Raw genomic sequence first — 24,376 nt, 5'->3', positions numbered from 1 at the left:
AAACGAGTATACTAAATAGTATTGAAAAAATTTATTTGTCTCAAAACAAATAAACTAGAAAGGGCGTATTTTTTTGTCAGAAAAACGAGATTTGTTTGAAAAACTATTAGAACAAATTCAACTAGAAGATGAAGAAAAAAATCATCCGTTAATTTCTACTGGCGAAATGGAACGTGTTGTCGTACATCGTAAATCACGTCTATGGGAATTTACGCTTCATTTTTCGCAAATATTACCGATTATGCTGTATCGTTCATTCCTACAACATCTGACAATCGCGTTTAACGAAATCGCACAGGTTAAATTAATAATCAAAGCGAAAGATCAATCGTTTGATGAACAGTTGTTGCAAGACTATTGGGCACAGGCTTTAGAAAGCCAACAATGTGACACTCCTTTAGTCCAACAAGTCTTAAAGACGCAAGTTCCTATTTTAAAAGATAGAAAAATTGTGCTGCCAGTTGACAAAACGGGTGCGATTTCTTATTTGAAACAACAATATTTACCTTTGGTAGAAGAACTTTATCTTAACTATGGGTTTCCTAAATTCCATATCGAACCGGAAGTCGATGAAGAACAAGCGGCTCGTGTGCTCGAACTTTTTGAAGAACGCAAGCAAGAGCAAGCAGAAGCATTCATGAAGCAAGCAGCTGAAAGTCTACTTGTTCATGAACAAAAGAAAAAAGAAAAGAAAGAGCAAGCACCTGCTTTGGAGGGACCAATTCAACTTGGCCGCAATATTCCAACTGATGATCCTGTTACACCAATGATTGACATCGTTGAAGAAGAGCGCCGTGTTATTTTGGAGGGATATGTATTTGATAAAGAGGTTCGTGAACTACGTTCTAAACGAAAAATATTGACGTTGAAAATCACAGACTATACCTCTTCTTTCATTGTCAAAAAGTTTTCGAATGGTGAAAAAGATGAACAAGTTTTCGATGCAATTAGCAAAGGAAGTTGGCTAAAAGTTCGAGGAAGTATCCAAGAAGATACATTTGTGCGTGATTTGGTAATGAATGCTCAAGATATTGTTGAAGTCAAGCGCACACCACGTAAAGACTACGCTCCTGAAGGGGAAAAACGAGTCGAATTACATCTTCATAGCAACATGAGTACAATGGATGCGACAAATAATATTTCTGATTTCGTTGCGCAAGCAGGTAAATGGGGCCATAAAGCAATTGCCATTACAGATCACGGTGGTGCTCAATCATTTCCTGAAGCACATAGCGCTGGAAAAAAGGCTGGAGTCAAGATTTTGTATGGCGTAGAGGCAAACGTTGTTGATGACGGTGTGCCAATTGCCTATAATGATGCACACGATTCATTGAATGATGCGACTTATGTGGTTTTCGACGTGGAAACGACTGGTCTATCAGCTGTTTATGATACGATTATTGAATTAGCTGCAGTCAAGATGCATAAAGGAAACGTCATTGAAAGCTTTGATGAATTTATTGATCCTGGTCATCGTTTATCAAGAACAACGGTAGACTTAACAGGTATCACAGATGAAATGGTCCGTGGCTCGAAATCTGAAGAAGAAGTTTTAAGAATGTTTCTTGAATTTTCTGAAGGCTCGATCTTAGTTGCCCACAATGCAACCTTCGACATGGGTTTCTTAAATACAAGTTATGCTCGTTATGGCATCCCAGAAGCAAAAAATCCTGTGATTGACACATTAGAATTAGCACGTTATTTATATCCTCAATTTAAACGTTTTGGCTTGGGTGTATTGACCAAAAAATTTGGTGTTAGCTTAGAACAACATCACCGCGCCATTTTTGATGCGGAGGCAACAGGTCATTTAGCTTGGATTTTTGTCAAAGAGGCAATGGAAAATCATGAGATGCTTTATCACGATCAGCTAAATGATCATGTCGGTGAAGGGGACTCTTATAAACGAGCTAGACCGTTTCACGCAACGCTTTTAGCGAAGAATCAAGCTGGTCTAAAAGATTTGTTCAAGTTGATTTCGATGTCAAATATCAATTATTTTGAGCGGGTTCCTCGAATTCCTCGTTCACAGCTGAAAAAATTTAGAGAAAATCTCTTAGTTGGTTCTGCTTGTGATAAAGGTGAAATTTTTGAAGCAATGATGCAAAAAGGGGTCGAAGAAGCAGAAAATCGTGCGAAGTTTTATGATTATATCGAAGTGATGCCAAAAGCAGTTTATGCTCCTTTGTTGGAACAAGAATTAGTGAAAAATGAACACGATTTAGAAGAAATCATTCGAAATCTAGTAAATATTGGTAAAAAGTTAGACAAGGTTGTTGTTGCTACGGGCGATGTCCATTATTTAAATGAAGAAGATGGCATTTATCGAAAAATCTTAATCAACTCGATGGGAGGAGCCAATCCGCTTAACCGTCACAGTTTGCCGGATGTGCACTTCAGAACGACGGATGAAATGTTAACGGCATTCAACTTTTTAGGAGCAGAACTTGCCAAAGAAATTGTTGTTGATAATACCAATAAAATTGCGGATAGCTGTGAAGAAATCGTCCCTGTTAAAGATGAACTATATACACCAAAAATTCCTGGTTCAGAAGATGAAATCACCGAGTTGAGTTATAATCGTGCGAAAGAATTGTACGGCGATCCTTTACCAGAAATTATTCAAAAGCGTTTGGAAAAAGAATTGAATTCAATCAACGGCAATGGATTTTCGGTTATTTACTTGATTGCTCAAAAACTCGTGCATAAAAGTAATGAGGATGGTTACTTAGTTGGTTCCCGTGGCTCTGTTGGCTCAAGTTTTGTAGCGACAATGACAGGGATCACAGAGGTTAATCCATTAGCGCCACATTATTATTGTCCTAACTGTCAGTATTCGGAATTTTTTGAAGATGGCACGTATGGTTCTGGTTTTGATATGCCAGAAAAAAAATGTCCAAAATGCGGCGCACGTTTAAATAAAGATGGTCACGATATTCCATTTGAAACGTTCCTGGGTTTCCATGGTGACAAGGTTCCCGATATTGATTTGAATTTCTCGGGGGACTATCAAGCAGAGGCGCATAACTACACGAAAGTTTTATTTGGTGAGGAATATGTATATCGAGCTGGAACCATTGGAACTGTTGCAGACAAAACGGCTTACGGATTTGTCAAAGGGTATGAACGCGACCACAATTTACAATTTCGTGGAGCTGAGGTCGATCGTTTAGCTAAGGGTGCAACTGGTGTGAAACGAACAACTGGACAGCATCCAGGGGGGATCATTGTTATCCCTGACTATATGGACGTTTACGACTTTACACCTATTCAATATCCTGCAGATGATCAGAACTCTGAATGGAAGACAACTCACTTTGATTTCCACTCGATTCATGATAACGTATTGAAACTTGATATACTTGGACACGATGATCCGACCGTCATTCGGATGCTTCAAGATTTATCTGGAATCGATCCACAAACGATTCCGACAGATGATCCGGAAGTCATGCGAATTTTTGCTGGCCCAGAAGTATTAGGAGTTGATAAGGATCAGATTTTTTCAAAAACGGGTACTTTAGGAATTCCCGAATTCGGCACGCGTTTTGTACGTGGGATGCTTGAAGAAACACATCCAACAACATTTGCTGAATTGTTACAGATTTCTGGACTATCTCATGGGACGGACGTTTGGTTAGGCAATGCGGAAGAACTGATTCGACGTGGAGATGCAACCTTGGCTGAAGTAATCGGTTGTCGGGATGACATCATGGTTTATTTGATTCATGCTGGCTTAGATAGTGGGATGGCATTTAAAATCATGGAAACCGTTCGTAAAGGTTTATGGACAAAAATTCCTGATGATTTAAGAGAAACGTATTTGACAGCAATGAAGGAAAACAACGTGCCAGATTGGTATATTGACTCCTGTTCAAAAATCAAATACATGTTCCCGAAAGCCCATGCGGCAGCCTATGTGCTAATGGCCTTGCGGGTAGCATACTTTAAAGTGTATTTCCCAATTCTTTATTACTGTGCTTATTTTTCTGTTCGTGCGGATGATTTTAATTTAGTTGCGATGTGTAAAGGAAAAGAAGCCGTCAAAGAAGCGATGAAAGAAATCACTGATAAAGGATTAGAAGCTTCGGTGAAAGAAAAGAATCAGTTAACGGTACTCGAATTAGCGAATGAAATGCTAGAACGTGGCTATCATTTTGGTATGATCGACTTGTACAAATCAGATGCAACAAATTTCGTGATTGATGGTGATACGCTGATTGCACCATTCCGTGCAGTTCCTAGTTTGGGAACCAACGTGGCAAAACAAATCGTGGAAGCAAGAAAAGATGGACCGTTCTTATCAAAAGAAGATTTAGCAACGCGAGGAAAAGTTTCTAAAACATTGATTGAATATATGGACGACAATGGTGTATTAAAAGATCTGCCAGATGAAAATCAATTATCATTGTTTGATATGCTATAAACAATTTTTCTTAACGAAAGAGTAAATAAAAAGCACCAACGTTTAAACGTTGGTGCCTTTTATTTTTACGAGAACAATTTTTATAAAAAAATAAAAATGAATGAAAACAAGAAAAAAATTTAGGAAGTATTTATTTTAAACGAATAGAGTTGCCAAAGACAGCAATAAATAACCAGTAAACTTGTCATTTTATGAAATTTGTGATATAGTTTTCATTGGTAATGATACTAATTGTGAGTGAGCGGAATTTTCGCTCACTCTTTTTAATGGAATTACGTAGCCAATTTTAAGGAGGCGAAATTTTTGAGTAGCGTCGTTGAAACAGTCACAGAAATGGTGACCCCGATTTTAGATGAACAAAATTTTGAACTTGTAGAAGTAGAGTTTACAAAAGAAGGCAAAAACTGGTTTTTACGAGTATTCATTGACAAAGAAGGCGGAATTGACATCGATGAATGTGTCTATGTCAGTGAAAAATTAAGTGAGAAGCTAGATGCTGCAGATCCAGACCCGATTCCTCAAGCCTATTTCTTAGAGGTGTCATCTCCTGGAGCAGAACGTCCATTGAAAAAAGAAGCAGATTATGAAAAAGCACTAGGTGATTATGTCCATGTGTCTTTATATCAACCTGTTGATGGAGAAAAACAATACGAGGGTTTTCTTCAATCATTTGATGCTGAGCAACTAACGTTAAAAATTCGCATAAAAACACGCGAAAAGGAATTAACCATTGAACGTAAAAATATTGCGAAAGCTCGCTTAGCTATTCAATTTTAATTACGGAGAGGAATCAAAATAATGAGTAAAGAAATGTTGAACGCGTTGGATGCTTTAGAAGCTGAAAAAGGTATCTCAAAAGAAATCGTGATCGACGCTTTGGAAGCTGCTTTAGTTTCTGCTTATAAACGTCACTATGGACAAGCCCAAAATGTAGAAGTAGAGTTTGATCAGAAAAAAGGAAACATCCATGTTTATGCGGTGAAAGAAGTTACAGAAGAAGTAATGGATTCCCAATTAGAAGTGTCATTAAAAGACGCACTTTTGATTAATCCAGCGTATGAATTAGGTGATACAATCCGTTTTGAAGTTACGCCTAAAGACTTTGGTCGAATTGCTGCGCAAACAGCAAAACAAGTGATTTTGCAACGTGTTCGTGAAGCTGAAAGAACCATTATTTATAACGAATTCAGCGAATACGAAAAAGACATTATGCAAGGAATCGTTGAGCGTCAGGACAAACGTTATATCTATGTGAACTTAGGTAAGATCGAAGCAGTCTTGTCTAAACAAGACCAAATGCCAAACGAATTTTATCAACCACATGACCGAATCAAAGTCTACGTTTCACGTGTTGAAAACACGTCAAAAGGCCCTCAAGTTTTTGTAAGCCGTAGTCATCCAGACTTATTACGTCGCTTATTTGAACAAGAAGTACCTGAAGTTTACGATGGATTAGTGGAAATTGTAAGTATTGCTCGTGAAGCAGGCGACCGTTCAAAAGTTGCTGTTCGTTCAAACGATGCAAATATTGATGCTGTTGGAACTTGTGTAGGACCTAAAGGCCAACGTGTTCAAGCAATTGTAAACGAACTAAAAGGTGAAAACATGGATATCGTTGAATGGAACGAAGATCCAGCAATTTTTATTGCGAATGCATTGAATCCAGCTCAAGTAATGGATGTCATTTTTGACGAAACAAATGCGAAAGCTTGTACAGTGGTTGTACCTGATTATCAATTATCTTTAGCAATCGGTAAACGTGGACAAAACGCTCGCTTAGCTGCAAAATTAACAAATCATAAAATCGACATCAAATCTGAATCAGATATGGCTGAGTTTTATGAAAAACAAGCACAAAAAGAAGCAGTTGTAGAAGAAGAAGTTGAAGAGCTTCATGATGAAGCAATCGTTGAATCAGACCTAACAGCTGATGAATACGAAACAATGGCTTTTGAAGAAACTGAAACAACTGAGACAACAGATCAAGAAGCTTAATTGTAAGGAGGCAAACGAGATGAAACAAAGGAAAATTCCTTTACGCAAATCCGTGGTTTCGGGTGAAATGAAACCGAAAAAAGAAATGATTCGAGTGACCCGTTCAAAAGAAGGAGAAGTTTCAATTGATCCTACTGGAAAAATGCCTGGACGAGGAGCGTATGTCTCAATTGAGCCGGAAGAAGTGCAAAAAGCTTGGGATAAGCAAATCCTCGATCGAGTTCTCGATGTAAAACTAACAGATGAATTTTATCAAGAATTACTAGATTATGTTACGCACCAAAAAGCGCGAAAAGAGCTTTTCGGAAAATGAACACAGTAAATCGGCAAAAAGCCATGAATTTACTAGGACTTGCGATGCGTGCTGGGAAGTTAGTAACCGGTGAAGAGTTAACCATTGCAGATATTCGTCGCCAAAAGGCAAAGGTAGTGTTTGTTGCGACTGATGCTAGTGATAACACAAGAAAAAAGATCCAAGACAAAAGTTCCTATTACAAAGTTCCTTGTTTTGAACTATTTTCAGAAGCTGAAATTACGCAAATGATTGGAAAACCACGAAAAGTCTTCGGCGTCTTAGATGCAGGGTTTGCGAAAAAAATCAAGGAGCTAATTGAAGGTTAGGAAGGTGATTACATGGGAAAAAAAAGAGTCTATGAATTAGCAAAAGAGCTCAATCAGTCAAGTAAAGTGATTGTCGAAAAAGCCCAAAAACTAGGGATCGACGTAAAGAACCATATGGGAACTTTAAATCGCGAAGATGAGAATAAATTGCAGCAAGCTTTCAAAAACCCAGTTGTACAAAAGCCAAACCAGAAACCCGTCAATCAAAAGCCAAATGATAAAACTCAAGAAAACACAAAAAATGTAACACAACAAAAAAATAAAAATAACCGCAACTATCAAGATCGCGGTCAAGGGAGCGGTCAAGTGAATCAAGGACAAAACAAATCATCCAACCAAAATAACCAAAACCGTCAAGGCGGAAATCAAAATCGTAACAACAATAACAATCGCGGAAAATTCAACAACAATAACCGCAATCGTTTTAACAAAAAAGGAAGAAAAGGGAAACAACAAACTTCAAATAAACCAGCTGTGCCACCACGTAAATTCCGTGAACTACCAGAAGTTCTAGAGTATACAGAAGGCATGAACGTTGCAGATATCGCGAAAAAAATTCACCGTGAACCAGCGGAAATCATCAAAAAACTCTTTATGTTAGGTGTCATGGTCAATCAAAACCAAGCACTTGATAAAGATACAATCGAGTTATTAGCAACAGATTATGGTATGGAACCACAAGAAAAAGTACAAGTGGATATTGCCGATTTAGATAAATTCTTTGAACCAGAAGAATTGAATGAAGAAAATCTAGTTTCACGTCCACCAGTTGTCACAATTATGGGACACGTTGACCATGGTAAAACAACATTATTAGATACTTTGCGTCACTCACGTGTAACGAATGATGAAGCAGGCGGAATCACTCAGCATATCGGTGCTTATCAAATTGATATTGACGGTAAACCAATCACTTTCTTGGATACACCAGGTCACGCGGCCTTTACAAGTATGCGTGCTCGTGGAGCAAGTATCACAGACATTACAATCTTGGTTGTTGCTGCTGATGATGGTGTAATGCCACAAACGGTTGAAGCTATCAACCATGCGAAAGCTGCAAATGTGCCAATCATCGTTGCTGTCAACAAAATCGATAAACCAGGTGCAAACCCACAACACGTTATGCAAGAATTAAGTGAATATGAACTTATTCCTGAAGCATGGGGTGGAGACACAATCTTTGTTGAAATCTCAGCAAAATTTGGTCAAAATATCGAAGAATTACTAGAAATGGTTCTATTAGTTTCTGAAGTAGAAGACTTGAAAGCTGACCCAACACAACGCGCAATTGGTACAGTTATCGAAGCACGTTTAGATAAAGGTAAGGGACCAATCTCTACTTTACTTGTTCAGCAAGGAACATTACATGTAGGAGACCCAATCGTTGTCGGAAATACTTATGGACGTGTTCGTGTGATGGTCAATGACTTAGGTCGACGTGAAAAAGATGCAGGTCCAGCAACTCCAGTTGAAATCACTGGATTGAATGATGTACCACAAGCTGGGGATCACTTTGTTGTATTTGAAGATGAAAAAACAGCTCGTGCAGCTGGTGAAGAACGCGCAAAACGTGCAGTTGTTGAGCACCGTGCTGCTACAAGCCGCGTAACCTTAGATAACTTGTTTGAAAGTCTTAAAGAAGGCGAATTGAAAGAAGTTAATGTTATTATCAAAGCTGACGTACAAGGTTCTGCAGAAGCTTTAGCTGCTTCATTGAAGAAAATTGATGTCGAAGGCGTTCGCGTGAAAATCGTGCATGCTGCTGTTGGCGCAATCAATGAAAGTGATGTTACCTTGGCTGCTGCAAGTAATGCAATCATCATCGGCTTTAATGTCCGTCCTACACCACAAGCGAAGAGCCAAGCTGACTCAGAAGAAGTAGACATTCGTTTACACCGCATCATTTACAAAGCAATCGAAGAAATCGAAACAGCGATGAAAGGGATGCTTGATCCTGAATTTGAAGAAAAAATCACTGGTCAAATGATCATTCGTGAAACCTTCAAAGTTTCAAAAGTTGGAACGATTGCTGGTGCTTATGTGACTGAAGGATTCATCCGCAGAGATAGTGGTGTTCGTGTCATTCGTGACGGAATCGTTATCTATGAAGGGCAATTAGCTAGCTTGAAACGTTTTAAAGATGACGTTAAAGAAGTTAAAATGGGATTTGAATGTGGCGCAATGATCGAAAAATTCAATGACATTAAAGTTGATGACATCATTGAAGGCTTCATCATGGAAGAAGTTAAAAACGATTAATAAAAAATAAAGGAGGCCGCTCATTATGGCTAACTATCGTGACCGTCGAGTCGGTCAAGAAATTTTAAAAGAAGTCAATGACATTTTACGTAAAAAAGTTCGTGATCCTCGAGTTGAAAACGTGACGATCACGGATGTACATGTAACAGGTGATTTACAACAAGCAACTATCTATTACAGTATCTTATCTGATCTTGCTTCAGATAAGAAAAAAGCGCAAGAAGGCTTGAGTAAGGCAAGTGGGCTAATCCGTCGTGAATTAGGTCATAACTTAAGTATTTACAAGACACCTGAGCTAATCTTTGAATTAGATGAGTCTGTTGGTTATGGTAACCACATCGATGAGCTGTTGCGTAATTTGAATAAGGACTAACAAAAAAAGCATCCATCCCTATCAAGGAAAGTATGGATGCTTTTTTGTTTGAATTAAAAAATAAAAGTTTATTGGGAAAATTATTGAACAAGTAGTTCCTATGTTATAATAAACAAAAATGCGGTCTTTGAAATAAAAATAGCCAAGCTAGATGAGCATTCAAACTGAAGTTTTGCTATGAACGAATAGCGCGATTACAAAACCTCAAAAATTTTAATCCGAGGTTTTAGAGCTATGCTGTTTTGAATGCTTCCAAAACAAAAAACAATAGGCTTTATAACTGCGCTTCGTTTTAGAGCTATGCTGTTTTGAATGCTTCCAAAACGTAAAAGTGAATACTTTTTCTCCATTAAATGTTTTAGAGCTATGCTGTTTTGAATGCTTCCAAAACGAATAAAGAGGAAAGTATACTTGTCGGGGCGTTTTAGAGCTATGCTGTTTTGAATGCTTCCAAAACAATTTGGCAATGCAACAGCTAGACGTCTACGTTTTAGAGCTATGCTGTTTTGAATGCTTCCAAAACAGCCTTCAAAAATACTGTCTTTAATAACTGGTTTTAGAGCTATGCTGTTTTGAATGCTTCCAAAACCATCTTTTGTTTCTTTTACAAACACGTTATGTTTTAGAGCTATGCTGTTTTGAATGCCACCTTTTAAAGCTATAAAGTTTTTTTCATTATCCAAATAGATAAAGACAACTAACCAAAACATTACTCGTGTATCGAGTAATGTTTTTTTGTTATAATGAGATGAGTGAGACAAAAGATTTTCCAGAAATTTTTGTGTTTTTTGAACTGGTTTCTTTTCAAAAAAGTAAGAAGGATGTGGCGATAATGAAAAAAATAATTGGGTTAAGTATGGTTGGTTTAACTTTGCTTCTTGCTTCATGCGGTAAAAATGAGCAAACTACTTCAAGTGAAACTTCACAGTCAATGGTTCAAACAAGTGAAACAACAGCAATGACTACTTCTGAAACGACAACACGCGATTCAAAAACGACAACAGGTGTCAAAGAAGCGAACACAACTGTGACGACAACACAAGCAAGTTCAACAGATCAAAACACAAAGACATCAGCAACCACGGTTCCAGATTCAACAACAAACGTATCGAGCGAACCTGCGTTTACACCAGAACAAAAGCAAGCGCTAGATGCTATTTATGCAAAATACCCTGAGTATAAGGATTCAGATATTGCTTTTATCTTTTGGCAAATGATTGGTGACGATTATCTTTTCAAAGCTTATAGCCTTTCTATGAGTGAACAAGGCGGTTCAGGTACATTAACCTTTTTCCGAGTGTCACCGACAGGAGAAGTACAAGAAACAGATCCTAGTGGAAATCCATATTAAGAAAATAATTTGAGAAATTAAAAACGGCAAGTCTCTCAACTAATGAGACTTGCCGTTTTTTTGCACGAAGCTCAAAACTCTTCGTTTGTCTTGGGGAAGACATATTTAATTGCCTGAAAGCCACCCATATAACCAATCAAAGGGTGCAAAGAAAATATTTTCCATCTGATCCCTCCTTTTGTATAAAAAAAGAATAACACGGATTCTATTTACACCCCGATGAATTTTATTACGTTTGTGTATCCAAAATGTAAAAATCGTTGGAGTTGGATTCAAAAATGTAGTATTCATTCTTGCTGTGTTATAATAAATCAGTTGAATCAAAAAGAAATGGAGAGCAGAAATGGAAGGGCTATTACCGTTATGGAAAGAACGTGGGATGACAAGTCATGACTGCGTATTTAAATTAAGAAAAATATTACATACCAAAAAAATCGGGCACGGTGGAACGCTAGATCCAGATGTAGATGGTGTGTTACCAATCTGTATTGGAAAAGCAACAAAAGTGATTGAATATTTAACGGATTCTGGAAAAACCTACCAAGGCGAAATTACGCTTGGATTCAGTACGACAACGGAAGACAAGTCTGGTGAAGTGGTTGAAGAACAAGCGGTAACAGAACGTATCTCAGAAGAAAAAATCGATCAAATCATGGCTTCTTTTATTGGGGAAATCACGCAAATTCCGCCAATGTATTCGGCGGTGAAGGTTAATGGCAAACGACTTTACGAATACGCACGTAATAATGAAATAGTTGAACGTCCCAGTAGAAAAGCTCAAATTTATCGTTTTGAGCGCACTAGTGAATTAAACTGGGATCAAGAAAAAGGGTTATTATCTTGGCGTTTTGAAGTTGATTGTGGTAAAGGAACTTATGTGCGAACACTTGCTGTTGATACAGGGAAAAAACTAGGATTTCCTGCTCACATGTCAGACTTGACAAGGACAGCAAGCGCAGGAATGAATCAAAAACAAGCAATCACTTTGGCACAGGTAGCTGAATATATGGAAAACGGGACTATTTCTGAGTATCTATTACCGATAGAGGCGGGCGTTGCGAAGTTTCCACGAGTAGATATCAGTGAAGCTGTTTGGCAAAAAGTTAAGAATGGCATGCGTTTGGATTACAACGTATTTGGTTTGTCAACGATGCCGGACCAAGAAATTGCTTTATTTTATCAAGATAAAGTTGTTAGCATCTATCAACCTAATCCAAAGGAAAAAGATAAATTAAAACCAAGTAAAGTGTTAAGAAATGAGGTATAACTGATGGAAATTATCAAGATTCGTCACCCTTATCAAAAAAAACAAATTCCCGCAGAGGAAGTAGTGCTTGTCTTAGGTTTTTTTGACGGGGTACATTTAGGCCATCAAAAAGTAATTGAAACAGGTCGGAAAATTGCTGATCAAGAAGGCTTGAAATTAGCTTTGATGACTTTCAACCAACATCCTTCAATTGTGTTTAAAAAAATTGACCCAGCAAGTGTTAAGTATTTAACTACATTAGAACAAAAAGAGGAAAAAATGGCTGCACTCGGTGTGGATTTCTTATATGAAATTGATTTTACTTCTGCTTTTGCACATTTAGCACCTCAAGATTTTGTTGATCAATACATTGTTGGTTTACATGCTAAATATGCTGTTTCTGGGTTTGATTATACGTATGGACCAAAAGATATTGCAGATGTAGAACATCTTCCTGAATATGCAAACAATCGGTTTGAGGTCGTAACGGTTCAAAAAGAGGTTGAAGCTGGTGAAAAAATCAGTTCCACACGTATTCGTCAATTGTTGGACGCAGGTGATGTGACAGAAGTAACCAAACTTTTAGGTAGTGTCTACGAAATTGAAGGCGTCGTGGTTCATGGTGACGCTCGGGGACGTTTGTTAGGTTTCCCAACGGCAAATGTAAAAGTCAAAGGAACGGTTCATTTACCTAGAGAAGGTGTCTACGTTTCTGAAATCAAGGTTGGTGACAACTGGTATCCAGCAATGGGATCAATTGGTCATAATGATACATTTGGTGAGGGGCGAGAGCTAACTGTTGAATTATTTATTTTAGACTTTAGTCAAGATATTTATGGCGAGCATGTAGCTGTTCGCTGGAATAAATTTTTGCGAGATCAAGTAAAGTTTACGAATGTGGATGATTTGATTACGCAATTGAAAAAAGATGAAGCTGATACAGCAACCTATTTTAAAAAATAAAGAGAAGCTAAGAACCTAGGACATTAAGCCTGTCCTAGGTTTATTTTTTTGTTGACAAGGAGGGTTATCGGATATATAGTTAACTACATGAGTAACTAACAAGAAGACTGGGGTGAAGAAATGAAATTCAATTATTCAGGAGAACGGCCGTTGTTCCAGCAAGTGGCAGATCAAATTATTGAGGGAATCTTGAATGGCTCTTATCAAGAAGGTGAACAGATTCCTTCAACAACAGAGATTTCAAAGGGATATCAAATCAATCCAGCAACTGTTTTAAAAGGGATGAACCTATTGGTAGATGCCGAATTGATTGAGAAGAAGCGAGGTATCGGGATGTTTGTCTTAGCAGGTGCACAAGAAAAGATTAAAAAATTTCGAAAAGAAGAGTTCCTAAATAAAGAGGTCTTAAACTTGATTTCAGATGCAAAAAAATTAGGGATTACGATGGAACAGTTGAAAGAATTGATAGAAAGAGGGTATCAGTTATGAGTCTAACTATAGCAGCAGTTGAAAAACAATATCGTGAAAAAGTAATCTTGAAGGATATCTCTTTGACTTTTGAACAAGGAAAAATTTATGGTTTACTAGGGCGTAACGGAGCAGGAAAAAGCACACTATTAAATATCATCAATAATCGTAGCTTCGCTTCCAAAGGTCAGGTTGTTCTAGATGGAAAACTTGTGACTGAAAATGAGGCCCAATTGACTCAGTTGTATTTGATGAGTGAAGACAACTTGTTTCCACCTCAATTAAAAATAAAAAAATTATTTAAATTAACAGAAGGATTTTATGGCGATTTTGACTGGGATTTAGCTAACAAAATGGCTGAAGATTTTGAATTAGATTTGAAACAAAAATTCCGGAAATTGTCCACTGGTTATCGAAGTATTACAAAGCTAATCATGGCATTAGCCGTTCCTTGTGACTATGTATTTTTGGATGAACCAGTATTAGGATTAGATGCGAATCATCGAGAATTGTTTTATGATTACTTGCTTGATACGTATGAAACACGGGTACGCACATTTATCATCTCTACTCACTTGATTGAAGAGATCACTAATTTGTTGGAAGAGGTCATTATTTTAGATCGTGGAAAAGTGATTCGGACAGATTCAGTCGAAGAGTTGCTGAGCGAAGGAAAAGTTATTACTGGGCCAAGAGAGGAAGTGTTGAACTTTATCCAAGGAAAAAAAGTGATCGGTGAAGAAAACTTGGGTAAATCAATGACTGCTTATGTCAATAGTCCTGTATCCAAAGAACTTCCTGAAAATATTGAGGTAGCACCATTAAGTTTACAAGATTATTTTGTGCACTTAACGAATCGAAAGAGAGGACATTAACATGAGAATAAAAACAGCTATTACTTATCGTTTACTTTATCAAGCACAATCGTTGGCTATTTTCTTTGCCTTTTATCTTTTATTCGGCGTCTTATTCCCGTTAATTGGGATATTCATGGCAAATTCTACAGAAGTTATTCAATCAGATGCTCTTTTTCCTTCACTGATTTATATGTTCATTTTAGCTTTTATTGGTAATAATACTGATTTTAAATTATTTATTCAAAACGGTTTCTCTCGTAAGACGATTTTTATTATTAATTTGATCAGTAATATGATTTTAGCTTTTATTTATTCGGGAATTCTTTGTTTACTAGTTAAGTTTCTTGATCAAACAGTTCGTCCTGATTTCCGATTATCTTTGACTCTGATCAATCAATATACGAATGATGGCTTTTTCCTCAATTGGTTCGTCTTGTTTGTTTTATTAATGTTGGCAAGCTCACTAGGCTTCTTAGCGGGGATCTTCAATGACCGTTTCACCGGCTTAAAGAAATTGATTTTCCTTGTTTTGTTGCTGATTATCCCAGTTGTTTTAGCAATGGGTATCCAACTTGGCGGTGAGGTAGCTCGTGCATACTTTTTCCATTTTATCCAAAGAATTATCGGTTATTCTACAAATGGATTAGCGATAGCCCCACTTGTCACGACGTTAACGGTATTGGTTCTTGTCAATTCTGGATTGGCTTATTTACTCAATCATCATCGAGAAATCAAACGTGTGAATGCTTAAATATAATGAAAAGAAAGATTGAGTAAAATATCCTCTTATTTTGCTCAACTTTTTGTTTGGAAAAGATTTGGATAACTATAATAAGAAAAATAACTGAAAGTTCTTCCCTTTGCTTCTTTTTCAAAATCCTAGTATAATAAGCATGTTTTTTTGAATTGGAATGAAGAGAGAACGGAGATAAATAATGATGAATAATTTTTGGGCAGAATTACCAAAGCCCTTTTTTATTTTAGCACCAATGGAAGATGTGACAGATGTTGTTTTTCGCCATGTTGTTCAAGCGGCAGGCGCACCAGATGTCTTCTTTACAGAATTTACTAATTCGGACAGTTATTGCCATCCAGATGGTAGACAAAGTGTTCGAGGACGTTTGACTTTTACTGAAGATGAGCAGCCAATGGTGGCCCATATTTGGGGAGATAAACCAGAATTTTTCCGTGAGATGAGTCTTGGCTTGGCAGAAATGGGCTTTAAGGGAATTGATTTGAATATGGGCTGTCCTGTTCCTAATGTGGCTGGTCATGGGAAAGGGAGCGGATTGATTTTACGTCCTGAAGTTGCGGCAGAGCTAATTGAAGCTGCAAAAGCAGGCGGACTTCCTGTCAGTGTGAAAACAAGACTCGGGTATAAAGATATCGCAGAAATGGACAAATGGTTATCACATGTCTTAGCACAAGATATTGCGAATCTGTCAATTCACTTAAGAACGCGCGACGAAATGAGTAAAGTGGATGCACACTGGGATTTGATTCCTCAAGTGTTAGCCATTCGAGATCGAGTGGCGCCACAAACATTGATTACGATTAACGGAGATATTCCTGACCGACAGACTGGGCTCCGATTAGCTGAAGAATATGGCGTAGACGGGGTGATGATTGGCCGGGGGATTTTCAAAAACCCATATGCTTTTGAAAAAGAACCTAAAGAACACTCTTCAAAAGAACTACTTGATTTATTGCATTTACAACTAGATTTGCAAGATCAATATGCGGAATTGGTTCCGCGTTCGATAGTTGGCTTGCATCGTTTCTTTAAGATATATGTGAAAGGATTTCCAGGTGCTAGTGATTTACGTATGCAATTGATGAATACGAAGACGACGGATGAGGTTCGAGAAATACTTGAAGATTTTGAATAAGGTTGTGGCACAAAGCGGTCAGCTCCGACAAGATAGCGAGCAAGCACTCAAAATAGCTCTTCATATTTTGAAGTGACTGTAAGCTATATGGAGGAGTTGCTTTGGGAACACCGTGAATAAGGTTGTGGCACAAAGCGGTCAGCTCCGACAAGATAGCGAGCAAGCACTCAAAATAGCTCTTCATATTTTGAAGTGACTGTAAGCTATATGGAGGAGTTGCTTTGGGAACACCGTGAATAATGGTTGTGGCTCAAAGCAATCAGCTTCGAAAAAAGAAAAACTTCAAAAATAGTATTCCCTATTTTTAAAGTTGCCCAACTTATTTTTGAATCAATCACCTAACTGAAAGATGTCTGTTAGCGACAGAAGTATGGCATGGACTTGCCATACTTTTTTTATCTCTACATATAAATAAAATTTATCGTGACCCTTGGTTTTGACTATAGCTAAAAGCGACGACTATACTTTCGCATGTAGTAAAACTTAGGAGGAATTTTTTATGCTTACAGGATTAAATTTATTGAACAATCCATTTTTAAACAAAGGAACAGCATTTACGAAAGAAGAGCGCGCAAAATTTGGTCTTACAGGGATGCTTCCTAGTACAGTACAAACATTAGAACAACAATCAGTTCAAGCTTATGGTCAATATTTAAGCAAACCATCTGATTTAGAAAAACGAATTTTCTTAATGAACTTATTTAATACAAATCGTACACTTTTCTACAAATTGATGGGTGAACATTTAGTTGAGTTTATGCCAGTTGTTTATGATCCAGTAGTCGCTGACTCAATTGAACAATATAATGAAATTTTCTTGAAACCACAAGACGCAGCTTTTCTTTCAATTGATGATCCAGAAAGTATAAAAGCAAGTCTAAAAAATGCTGCTGATGGTCGAGATATTCGTCTAATCGTTGTGACTGATGCAGAAGGAATTTTAGGCATGGGTGATTGGGGCGTCAATGGTGTGGATATTGCGATTGGAAAATTAATGGTTTATACTGCAGCCGCTGGCATCAATCCGGCACAAGTATTGCCAGTGTCCATTGATGCAGGAACAAACAACCAAGAATTACTAAATGATCCATTATATTTAGGTAATCGTCATGAACGTATCGAAGGGGAAACTTATTATCAATTTGTTGATCAATTTGTAAGTGCGGCAACTGATTTATTTCCTGAATTATTATTACATTGGGAAGATTTTGGTCGTGGAAATGCAGCTACTATTTTAGAAAAATATCAAGACCAAATCACTACATTCAATGATGATATCCAAGGAACAGGGATTGTTGTTTTAGCTGGTGTCTTAGGTGGTTTGAATATTTCTGGTGAAGCACTGAAAGACCAAACGATTTTAACATTTGGTGCCGGAACTGCTGGTGTTGGGATTGCAAATATTCTTTTAGATGAAATGATTCGTCAAGGTGTTCCAGAAGAAGAAGCACGCAACCATTTTTACCAAGTGGACAAACAAGGTTTACTATTTACAGACACAGAAGGACTAACGCCAGGCCAAATTCCTTTTGCACGAACTCGTGACGAATTTGAAAATGCAGCAGAATTGACTAATTTAACTGCAGTGGTAAAAGCAATCCACCCAACAATTATGATTGGTACATCAACACAACCGGGAGCCTTTACTGAAGAAATCGTTAAAGAAATGGCTGCCCATACAGAACGCCCGATTATTATGCCTTTGTCAAATCCAACAAAACTTGCTGAAGCAAAAGCGCAGGATTTAATTACTTGGACAGATGGAAAAGCTTTAGTAGGGACTGGGATTCCCGCAGCGGATGTTGACTATCAAGGTGTCACTTACCAAATTGGTCAAGCAAACAACGCATTGATGTATCCAGGGCTTGGACTAGGTTTGATTGCTTCAACTGCAACACGTGTGAATGCAGAAATTATTTCTCAAGCTAGTCGTGCTTTGGGTGGAATCGTTGATGTGACCCAACCAGGAGCATCAATTTTACCTCCTGTTGCAAAAATTACAGAATTTTCTCAAATCATTGCAGAAACGGTTGCCAAATCAGTGGTGGAACAAGAGTTAAACCGTGAAGAAATCACAGACATCAAAGCCGCTGTTACAGATGCTAAATGGGTACCAGAGTACACAGAATTAGTAGCAGAATAATTAGAAGTAGTTGTGTGCAAGATTGTAAGAAAAGCGGGTAGTTCATCGAAGCTGCTCTGTTTTTCTTACATATTGCTAAAGGAGAAAGGATCTGTAAGTATGGTACAAAAAGCAACAGCTGTTTCAGCGGTTGAAGACGAAAAAAAGACCAGTATTTGGTCAACAAAAATTAGTGGTATCAGTTTGCTCTTGTATTTAATCATGGTGGTCGTATTGATCGTCGCAATGGCGTTAGGGAAATTACCGACGAACATGATTGGTCCAATTGCTGTATTAGTTATTTTAGGAAATTTATTCCATTTCATTGGTTCCAAACTTCCAATTGTAAAAAGTTATCTTGGTGGTGGTTCTGTTTTTGCCATTTTTGCATCAGCAGCTATCGCAACTTTTGGTATTTTACCTGAGTATGTAGTCCATGCAACGGAGAATTTCATCAATAATATGGGCTTTTTAGATTTTTATATTGCTGCATTGATTACAGGGAGCATTTTAGGAATGAATCGTAATTTACTAATGAAAGCTTCTGTACGTTTTATTCCAGTGGCATTGATTTCAATGGTCGCTTCCTTTTTTGCAGTGGGCTTAGTAGGAATGTTGATTGGCAATGGCTTTGCTGATTCAGTATTGTATGTTTCGCTCCCTGCAATGGCTGGCGGAGTTGGTGCTGGTGCTGTGCCGTTATCCAGCATTTATGCCAATGTTTTGGGGACGGATGCTTCGGCAATTATTTCTCGTTTGATTCCGGCAACAGCAATGACCAATGTGTTAGCCATTATCGGTGCAGCTTTGGTGGCACGTGCTGGACAATCAATGCCTAAAATCAACGGAAATGGAAAACTAATGGAAAAAGGTGAGCTTGGCGATGGGAAACCTCGTACAGTGAAACCAAATATTTCTCAATTGGGTGTAGGATTGATGGTTTCAATCACCTTTTTCATTCTTGGCCAAATTTGTAATTACTTTGTTCCAAAAGTTCATGCGTATGCGTTTATGATCATTATCGTTGTCATTTGTAAAATTACGAATATCTTGCCTGAATATTATGAAGATGCAGCTATTATGTTTAATAACTTAATTGTGAAAAACTTGACTGCGGCTGTTCTTGCTGGTATCGGGATTGCGCTTTTGAATTTAAATGTATTAGCCTCTGCATTAACTTGGCAGTTTGTGGTACTTTGTTTAACAAGTGTCATTGTTATTTCTGTAGTATCTGGCTTTGTTGGTCGATTATTTGGTCTTTATCCAATCGAGTCTTCCATCACAGCTGGTCTATGTAATAATTCAATGGGCGGCACCGGTAATGTTGCAGTACTTTCTGCTGCGAATCGAATGGAACTCATTGCATTTGCTCAAATGGGGAATCGTTTAGGTGGAGCAATTGTCTTGATTATCTCAGGATTTTTAATGCAGTTGCTTTCATAAGAAAAAACTTGCGGATCATGTTGTTATTCACATGATCCGCAAGTTTTTTTATCTACTTAAATGAATAAAATCCGGCAAAGTAGAGATGAATTAGAAAACACGAAGGGCATTAAATGGCTGTTTGGTACAGCGCTATCTACTAGCCTCTTACGCATAAACGGCTAACTATCGCTAGTCGTTTCATTTCTTGCTTTAAGCGATGGTCATTCAAGTTACCAACTACATATTTATCAAACCAATGAACAGTGACAATAAATCTGGGAAGAATATTCAATGAAAGGAAAGTCAACAAAGCATTGAAGACCAAATGAAGAAGTGATAGAATAATCTTTTGATTACATGAACAAACACGCAGAAAATTGAAACCATTTAATTAAATACATCGTCGCTTGTCTCTCCAAAAGTAAGAAATTTTTTCGAGAGATCGTTGTTTTTAAGTAGAAATCAATCAAATTTTCAATTGTGGAAGGTGAATTATTTGTAAAACATTTGAAAAAACGGCAAAATTATAATAAATACTTAATATTTTTTTAATATACAAGGAGGCAAAGAGATGAAACCTAAAATTACCCGTGAGGAAGTAGAACAATTACTAGTCTCCGATGCATATTTTGAGAAAAAGAACTATGCGCTAAAACTTTTACAAACGGTAGTAGCCATTATTGGTTGGATTTGTGTGATACTACCTTTCGTTTGGTTATTACTACCGTTTATTTTCCCCGAAAAAGCATGGAAGAATCATTTAGTTGTTTATAAAGATGAGTTACAGACTTTAAAATTTTTAGTTGTTTTCTTAAGTATCATGTTTATTGTAATTGCTATATTTTACATTGGATTGACCCTACGAAATAATTTTCACTTTAAAAATTTTTTGCAAAAAAAGGTCCAATATGACGAAGATCGTTTAGAGAAAAGACGGCAGTTACTAAGCAAAGCATTTAATGAACGGTTTGGACCTGAAGAAGTTCGCAAAGAAGTGTGTAGTTATTCCGTACAGGAAGAACAAAACTTAGATACAGATTTTGTACGCAACCTTTATAAGAAAGGTGGTGTGGAGCTATGATGACTTTTTTTCAAACTGGTAATTATGTATTCGATATTCTTTTAACAATCCTGTTTTTGGTTCTAGTTACGTACCCAATTATTGGCGGTTTTTCTTGGTTTATCGGTGTGTTGTGTTATACCTTTCTTTTTAAATATAAACAAAAAGAGTGGGACGATATCCCGATAGAGGTCGAGCCATTCATTACGATCATGGTTCCTGCTCACAATGAAGAAATCGTGATTGAAAATACAATAGAATACTTAATGACCAAAATAAACTATGAACATTATGAAGTATTGGTAACAGACGATGGTTCTACTGACAGTACACCTGAAATCTTAGCTCGGCTACAAAAAAAATATCCCAAGCTACGGGTGATCCGAATTGAAAAGAACAAGGGGAAAGCACATGCTTTCAATATCGGTATGGGATTTGCAAAAGGAAAATTGATTCTGAGTAATGATGCAGATACAGTGCCAGAACCTGATTCTTTGAATATGTATGTCAACTATTTTCTTCGCCAAGATTCGACAAATATTTCTGCAGTTACAGCCAATATGGATGTGCAAAATAGAACGAAATTGATTGCAAAGTCACAGACAGTCGAATTTTCTAGCATTGTGGGAATCATAAAACGGACACAAATTGGTGTATTAGGAAGTATCTATGCTTACAGCGGGGCAAATACGATGTATCGAAAAGACGCATTGATCGATGTTGGATTATTCAGGCAAGACCGAGCAACGGAAGATATTAGTATCGCTTGGGACCATCAAATGGATGGATGGCTTTCCCTTTTTGCTCCACAAATCATGTTTTTTATGGAGGTTCCGGAATCTTTGAGAATGCTTTATCGCCAAAGGAAACGCTGGGCTAAAGGTGGAACAGAAGTTTGGTTGACGAATTTCAAAAAAATAATGTTGCATCCATTTAGAAATATTGGACACACGGTCATGTTCATTGACCAAACTTTCAGTATCATTTGGTCATTTTTCTTTTGGATTTCTAGTTTTATTTTTTTATGGAGTTTATTCAAATTTATTTTGGAGGGGAACACGGAAGGAATCTATCACATGCTCACTTTATCTTTCCTTTTTGTCTGCTTTGAAATGATCTCAGGAATTTTTCAATTGGGCGCCTCACTCATCTTGGATGACCGAGGAAGAAAATTCAAGTATTTATTTTTTGCACCATTATATATGTTGCTTTATTGGATGATAAATGCTCTGACCATTGTGACCACCTTTATTCCAGCAATCAAAACAATTCTAGGTTTAGGTTCAGGCACGTGGAAGAGTCCAGAGCGAAAAGGTCCACCTCCTTCAAAAAAAGATTCAACCGATGAGATGGATAGATAAAGCTGATACTTGTGTTTATGAAATTACGAATGAAGAATAGACCAAAAGCAACACATGTGATCCTTCAATAGGATTGCTTGTGTTGCTTTTTTTATCGAGTAATAAGGGCAGTAAATAAATTATGTAAACTAAAAAAACTAGAGAACAGCGAGTTTCCTTTTCAAATTCAAGCAATTGGTTATTTCAAAGGAAAGATGGGAAACAGACATTTGTTTTTTGCTTGTTAAAAAGGAAAATGATTATTTTACTATTAAAATAGCGCTTTAATTTACTTAGAATGATAAAATATAGGTATCATATGTTGGAGGAAAGATATGCAAGGAAAATTTAGAGAGTCAAAGTTATTATTTTGGACAGTCGAAATAGTGCTAACAATTATCGGTGTCTTTTTTATTCTCCAGATGCCTAATGTATTTAAACCAGTTTTAAACATGGTCTCGGCAATTTTATTACCCTTAATTGTCGCAGGTTTTTTTTACTATATGTTTAATCCAGTTGTCTTATTTTTAGAAAAACATCGTGTATCTAGAGTTTACGGTTATTTATTTACATTGATTTTTCTAATAATATTAGTCGTTTTAGCGATTATGAATGTCATCCCGCAACTAGTAGAACAAACGATTCAATTAACGAAAAATCTTCCTTTATATGCGGAAGAAACCAGTCAATGGCTAAATGAGTTAAGTCAGCGAGAAGAGTTTAAAGGAATCAATCTCGAAGAACAGTTCGCTACTGCCAATCTATCTCTTAGTAATATCTTCAATCTTATTTTGGTTAGTTTGACAAGTAGTGTCTCAAAATTGATTTCATTTATGATGCAATTTTTTATTCTGTTATTTACAGTACCATTCATCTTGCTGTTCATGTTTAAAGACGATCATAAGTTTATTGATGCCTTATCTCATTTTTTCCCACAGAGTATTCGTGGGGAATTAAGGCAAACAGTCAAAGAATTGAATGAAACTTTGTCAGCTTATATTAGTAGTACAATGCTCGATGCAGTCATTATTGGTGTGTTGAGTTTCATCGCAATGGTTCTGATCAATCAGCCTTATGCTTTATTATTGGCTGTTATTTGCGGGATCACTAATATTATCCCATATGTTGGTCCATTTATTGGTGCGATTCCAGCAGTGCTTGTTGCCTTGTTTGTTTCCCCGTGGCAAGCATTATATGTAGCGCTTGCAATCTTAATTATTCAGCAACTAGATGGGAATCTTATCAAACCATTATTATTTGGTAAAACGATGAATATTCATCCTTTAACGATTATTTTAGTTTTGATAGGTGCTGGAAGTGTTGCTGGTATCATGGGAATGTTGATTTGTATTCCTGTTTACGGAGTGATGAAAACATTAATCTTGAATATTAGAAAAATCTACCTGCTAAAAAAATTTGAATCGACATCCGATCAAATCATTGACGGCGAAAAGTCAAAAAGATGACGTATTTTCTGCTACGTACAAAAAACATGGATTTTTCAATTAGAATTAGTTTCTATGATGAAGAAGGGAAAAATAAAAAATACTAAGCTTAGTAATATCGTTGATTCAATCATGGAAAGACAAATTTTAGCTAAAGTAGGCATCGGAGTAAGTGGTCTATTAAGCAGTATGTTTAACATTGTACTTTCAATAAAAAAGATATTTTGGGCATTGTTGAGTATTGTTAGAGCGATTATCGGTATTGTTTCTTTTTGAAAGTTAAAAAAGAAATGAAGTCGATTTTCATGATATTAAGTGAAGGTTTTGGTCGAGTAGATGTGAGAACTACTCGACCATTTATTAAAAAAACTGGAGAAATTACATGACTGAAAAAGAACAAGTGCAAAAGATCATAAAAAATAGAATAAAAGTATCGCTGATTTATCCGAAAATGCCACTGCGAAAATTAGTGGGATTGGATAAATAAAAAATCGATTGATATGTTCCTGATTTATAAAAGCCCAACCCACTTTATA

Annotated in this window: 19 protein-coding genes and 1 CRISPR repeat array; all 19 genes read left to right on the top strand. The window is 36.9% G+C overall.

The genetic code is table 11. From position 1 onward, the window contains the following. Positions 1 to 73 precede the first annotated feature (73 nt). The 19 genes from JZO71_RS11600 (at position 74) to JZO71_RS11510 (ending at position 23,861) form a co-directional block, all read left to right on the top strand. Positions 74 to 4,426: a PolC-type DNA polymerase III gene (locus JZO71_RS11600; RefSeq protein WP_206899818.1), complete on the top strand. Its 4,353-nt coding sequence runs from the start codon at positions 74 to 76 to the stop codon at positions 4,424 to 4,426. A gap of 303 nt (positions 4,427 to 4,729) precedes the next feature. Beyond that, the gene (gene rimP, locus JZO71_RS11595; RefSeq protein WP_067484222.1) at positions 4,730 to 5,203 is read left to right on the top strand and encodes a ribosome maturation factor RimP; all 474 of its coding nucleotides are present in this window, start codon (positions 4,730 to 4,732) and stop codon (positions 5,201 to 5,203) included. A 21-nt stretch (positions 5,204 to 5,224) separates the two neighbouring features. Beyond that, entirely contained in the window at positions 5,225 to 6,421 is a 1,197-nt protein-coding gene (gene nusA / locus JZO71_RS11590; protein ID WP_206899816.1) for a transcription termination factor NusA, read from the top strand. A 19-nt stretch (positions 6,422 to 6,440) separates the two neighbouring features. Continuing rightward, positions 6,441 to 6,734, top strand: a complete 294-nt coding sequence (rnpM, locus tag JZO71_RS11585) for an RNase P modulator RnpM (RefSeq protein ID WP_067484224.1) — start codon at positions 6,441 to 6,443, stop codon at positions 6,732 to 6,734. Beyond that, positions 6,731 to 7,042: a YlxQ-related RNA-binding protein gene (locus JZO71_RS11580; protein WP_206899813.1), complete on the top strand. Its 312-nt coding sequence runs from the start codon at positions 6,731 to 6,733 to the stop codon at positions 7,040 to 7,042. Before rnpM ends, JZO71_RS11580 begins: the two co-directional genes overlap by 4 nt. Positions 7,043 to 7,054: 12 nt before the next feature. Then, entirely contained in the window at positions 7,055 to 9,301 is a 2,247-nt protein-coding gene (gene infB / locus JZO71_RS11575) for a translation initiation factor IF-2 (RefSeq protein ID WP_206899811.1), read from the top strand. A gap of 25 nt (positions 9,302 to 9,326) precedes the next feature. Then, positions 9,327 to 9,674 carry a 30S ribosome-binding factor RbfA gene (gene rbfA, locus JZO71_RS11570; RefSeq protein ID WP_067484229.1) on the top strand — a complete coding sequence of 116 codons (348 nt, stop codon included), beginning with the start codon at positions 9,327 to 9,329 and terminating at the stop codon, positions 9,672 to 9,674. A 223-nt stretch (positions 9,675 to 9,897) separates the two neighbouring features. Beyond that, positions 9,898 to 10,329: direct repeats of the CRISPR family, unit length 36 nt; unit sequence GTTTTAGAGCTATGCTGTTTTGAATGCTTCCAAAAC. A 177-nt stretch (positions 10,330 to 10,506) separates the two neighbouring features. Next, positions 10,507 to 11,025, top strand: coding sequence for a hypothetical protein (locus JZO71_RS11565; protein WP_206899808.1), 519 nt, complete (start codon positions 10,507 to 10,509; stop codon positions 11,023 to 11,025). Between the two features lie 343 nt (positions 11,026 to 11,368). Further along, positions 11,369 to 12,292 carry a tRNA pseudouridine(55) synthase TruB gene (truB, locus tag JZO71_RS11560; RefSeq protein WP_206899806.1) on the top strand — a complete coding sequence of 308 codons (924 nt, stop codon included), beginning with the start codon at positions 11,369 to 11,371 and terminating at the stop codon, positions 12,290 to 12,292. 3 nt (positions 12,293 to 12,295) lie between these two features. After that, a complete protein-coding gene (gene ribF, locus JZO71_RS11555; RefSeq protein WP_206899805.1) occupies positions 12,296 to 13,234 on the top strand; it encodes a riboflavin biosynthesis protein RibF in 939 nt (312 codons plus the stop codon). Between the two features lie 120 nt (positions 13,235 to 13,354). Continuing rightward, positions 13,355 to 13,723 (top strand): GntR family transcriptional regulator, encoded by a 369-nt coding sequence (locus JZO71_RS11550; protein ID WP_206899803.1) that lies wholly within the window; start codon positions 13,355 to 13,357, stop codon positions 13,721 to 13,723. Further along, positions 13,720 to 14,577, top strand: a complete 858-nt coding sequence (locus JZO71_RS11545; protein WP_206899801.1) for an ATP-binding cassette domain-containing protein — start codon at positions 13,720 to 13,722, stop codon at positions 14,575 to 14,577. The genes JZO71_RS11550 and JZO71_RS11545 overlap by 4 nt, the downstream gene beginning before the upstream one ends. A 1-nt stretch (position 14,578) precedes the next feature. Continuing rightward, positions 14,579 to 15,310: a hypothetical protein gene (locus JZO71_RS11540; RefSeq protein WP_206899800.1), complete on the top strand. Its 732-nt coding sequence runs from the start codon at positions 14,579 to 14,581 to the stop codon at positions 15,308 to 15,310. A 184-nt stretch (positions 15,311 to 15,494) separates the two neighbouring features. After that, complete coding sequence (locus JZO71_RS11535) at positions 15,495 to 16,448, top strand: tRNA dihydrouridine synthase (RefSeq protein ID WP_206899797.1); 954 nt, start codon at positions 15,495 to 15,497, stop codon at positions 16,446 to 16,448. A gap of 499 nt (positions 16,449 to 16,947) precedes the next feature. Continuing rightward, positions 16,948 to 18,591, top strand: a complete 1,644-nt coding sequence (locus JZO71_RS11530) for a malolactic enzyme (protein ID WP_206899795.1) — start codon at positions 16,948 to 16,950, stop codon at positions 18,589 to 18,591. 99 nt (positions 18,592 to 18,690) lie between these two features. Next, positions 18,691 to 20,013: a 2-hydroxycarboxylate transporter family protein gene (locus tag JZO71_RS11525; protein WP_206899793.1), complete on the top strand. Its 1,323-nt coding sequence runs from the start codon at positions 18,691 to 18,693 to the stop codon at positions 20,011 to 20,013. Positions 20,014 to 20,566: 553 nt separating this feature from the next. Continuing rightward, entirely contained in the window at positions 20,567 to 21,076 is a 510-nt protein-coding gene (locus JZO71_RS11520) for a cell division protein (protein WP_206899792.1), read from the top strand. Continuing rightward, positions 21,073 to 22,416, top strand: a complete 1,344-nt coding sequence (locus JZO71_RS11515) for a glycosyltransferase family 2 protein (protein ID WP_206899790.1) — start codon at positions 21,073 to 21,075, stop codon at positions 22,414 to 22,416. Before JZO71_RS11520 ends, JZO71_RS11515 begins: the two co-directional genes overlap by 4 nt. A 314-nt stretch (positions 22,417 to 22,730) precedes the next feature. Then, positions 22,731 to 23,861 (top strand): AI-2E family transporter, encoded by a 1,131-nt coding sequence (locus tag JZO71_RS11510; RefSeq protein WP_206899788.1) that lies wholly within the window; start codon positions 22,731 to 22,733, stop codon positions 23,859 to 23,861. Positions 23,862 to 24,376: the final 515 nt, after the last annotated feature.

Source organism: Candidatus Enterococcus courvalinii (assembly GCF_017315945.1).
GTDB lineage: Bacteria > Bacillota > Bacilli > Lactobacillales > Enterococcaceae > Enterococcus_B > Enterococcus_B courvalinii.
Note: the sequence above shows the minus strand (reverse complement) of the source record. Positions and strands in the feature narration are given on the sequence as shown.